The 2,478-nt window shown below is 44.0% G+C and carries 2 protein-coding genes; both read left to right on the top strand.

Features of this window, described 5'->3' with window-relative positions:
* Positions 1 to 104: 104 nt before the first annotated feature.
* On the top strand, positions 105 to 1,004 hold the full coding sequence (locus tag DDZ16_RS20485; protein WP_109266351.1) for a tyrosine-type recombinase/integrase: 900 nt from the start codon (positions 105 to 107) through the stop codon (positions 1,002 to 1,004).
* The gene (locus tag DDZ16_RS20480) at positions 985 to 2,130 is read left to right on the top strand and encodes an IS91 family transposase (RefSeq protein ID WP_158275727.1); all 1,146 of its coding nucleotides are present in this window, start codon (positions 985 to 987) and stop codon (positions 2,128 to 2,130) included. Before DDZ16_RS20485 ends, DDZ16_RS20480 begins: the two co-directional genes overlap by 20 nt.
* The last annotated feature ends 348 nt before the right edge of the window (positions 2,131 to 2,478 follow it).

Below are 2,478 nucleotides of genomic sequence, written 5' to 3'. Positions count from 1 at the left end.
GTTGAACTAAACCCGTTTTCAACGGGAGCTTACCATCATAAAACTAAGAAATCTTCCTAAATAAACCGATTTTTCGGCCTCAAACAATTAAAAACAATTTAGTTATGAGTCGAAAATCGTATTTAGAGCAGGCCTGCGAAGCAGTACCTGAGTTCAAAACAGTGAGTACACAGTTTTTGCGTAAGTATACCATCTCCGGAAAATCGGACTCCTGTACGCGCAATTACCTGATGCAAATTTCCAAACTGGTATTACATTACGGGCTTTCTCCATTAGATCTGTCTCAGGATCAACTGGAGGAGTATTTATTTTATCTGCGTCAAAATGAACCGCCCAGCATGAGTTCTTTTAAACATCTGGTGTATGGTCTTCGCTCTATGTTCAGCATGTTTAAAAATGAGGACTTGTACCTGAGTCTGCCGACCATAGCACAGAGCAGAGCGCTTCCGGAAGTGTTCTCACAGCAGGAGATCAAACGAATAATGAAAGCCTCAAAACTATTGAAACACCGTGTGCTTTTCGCCCTTATTTATGACTGTGGTCTGCGTATCAGTGAAGCCATAAACCTGAAGATTAGCGATGTTGATTTTGACCGGCATCAGATTCATATTCGTGAGAGTAAATTTAAGAAAGACCGTTATGTGCCTGTTTCAGGACTGGTTTTAAAAGGGTTGAAATCCTATTTGGAGACATCACACCCCAGAGAATGGCTGTTTAATGGCAAGATACGAGGCGAAAAGATCAGCAGAAGTGGCATACGTCACGCATTTCGATCAGCCATAAAAAAAACTGAAATTTCTAAAAAGGTTTGTATTCACACTTTACGACACAGCTATGCTACCCACTTATTGGAAATGGGACTGGATATCCTGAGTATCCAACACCAAATGGGACATGCCGAATTACGTACAACCCTGATGTATTTGCATATCGCCAAGTCAGTTCCCCAGAGAGGATTTAGTCCTATGGAAAAACTTTATGATAATGGTAGGAAAAACAAGTAATGCTGATTTGAAAAGCATTATAGAGCAGTTTCTTCCTTCCCTGATACATAAAAGAGGTTTAACCGGGCATCAGTTAAAGGTTCTTAGTGCACTATCAGCGTGTCGGACATCTAAACTGGGCGGTTCGGCTCTGGCATGTGGTGATTGTGGCAGTGTGCACTACGTGCTTCACAGCTGCAGGAATCGACATTGTCCTCGTTGTCAGGGCATCGATAAGGAGTTGTGGATTGAAGATCGTAAACAGGAGCTGCTTCCGGTTAAATATTACCATGTGGTATTTACCGTGCCACATGATCTGTTGGAGTTGTTTCGCTTCAACCGGAAAGTGATGTATAACCTTCTGTTTGAGAAATCGTGGGAAACCATCAGTGTTTTTGCTCAAGATCCAAAACTACTGGGAGCAAAGCCGGGAGCCATTGCTGTTTTGCATACCTGGGATCAGCAACTGGGCTTTCACCCGCATGTCCACATGATTGTTCCGGCCGGGGGCATAGATAAGCAAGGAAAGTGGAAAAGCACCAAACAAGATGGTAACTTTTTGTTCGATGTAAAGCAACTCTCCAATGTCTTTAGCGCCCGGTTTGTCAGCAAGCTTCGCCGCCTGAAAAGGGAAGGTAAAATAAAAAAACATGTTCCCCGTGACCTGATAAAGGAGCCCTGGGTGGTCTATGCCAAGCAGGCTTTTGGCAGTCCGGAAAGCGTGATTGAATACCTGGGAAGGTATAGCCACCGGGTGGCCATTTCTAATCACCGTATCCTGAAAGGGACCAGTACCCATGTAACCTTTAGCTGGCTTAACCGCAAAGCAGGCTACCGAAAGGAAACAATAACGCTTACGGGCGTGGAATTTCTGGAACGTTACCTGGAGCATATTGTACCGCCTCACTTTCGACGCATTCGCTACCTGGGTTTTTTGAGTAATCGCAATAAGCGAGAAGCAATTGAAAAAATCAGAGAACAATTGCTGGCGGCTCATGTAACGAGGCCTGGGTTGTCCCGGAGCGAGGTGCTGGCGTTGCGCTTTGGAAAGCGTTCGGTTCTGCAGTGTCGCGAGTGTGGCGGAGAACTCTTGCTGCTGGAGAGCTTTCCAAAAGAACGGGCACCACCAGAAAATCGGTGCGCTTAAATATGCTTAGTGTCCCAATAATGAATGCACTTCTGTAGTGCAAATGGGAAAGGTATGCGCTGACTTGTCACTGTGGCCCGCAAAATCCTAAAGAGGCAAGGCTAAAACAGATACGGCAGACTCAAAATAGCATCAGAGATGTGGTTAATTGCAAAAATATATGTCAAAGAACGAGATAACTGGAGTCAAAACATCATTAAATACCTTCCCGGAAACCGATTGAAAACACTATAGTTAAATCATTGTTATATAGTTTTTTATTGTGAGGCATCCTGAAGATTGTTTAGTTCAACAATAGCCTCCAATATCAAGCGTGTGCAAGCAACGCTTGATCGGAGGCTAAGTGTT

Origin of the sequence: Marinilabilia rubra (assembly GCF_003121985.1) — a bacterium.
Lineage (GTDB): Bacteria > Bacteroidota > Bacteroidia > Bacteroidales > Marinilabiliaceae > Marinilabilia > Marinilabilia rubra.
Note: the sequence above shows the minus strand (reverse complement) of the source record. Positions and strands in the feature narration are given on the sequence as shown.

What these genes read in the sequence shown, in the direction of transcription:
- DDZ16_RS20485 (WP_109266351.1), top strand. Translation starts at nt 105, where the DNA reads ATGAGTCGAAAATCGTATTTAGAGCAGGCCTGCGAAGCAGTACCTGAG.
- DDZ16_RS20480 (WP_158275727.1), top strand. Translation starts at nt 985, where the DNA reads ATGGTAGGAAAAACAAGTAATGCTGATTTGAAAAGCATTATAGAGCAG.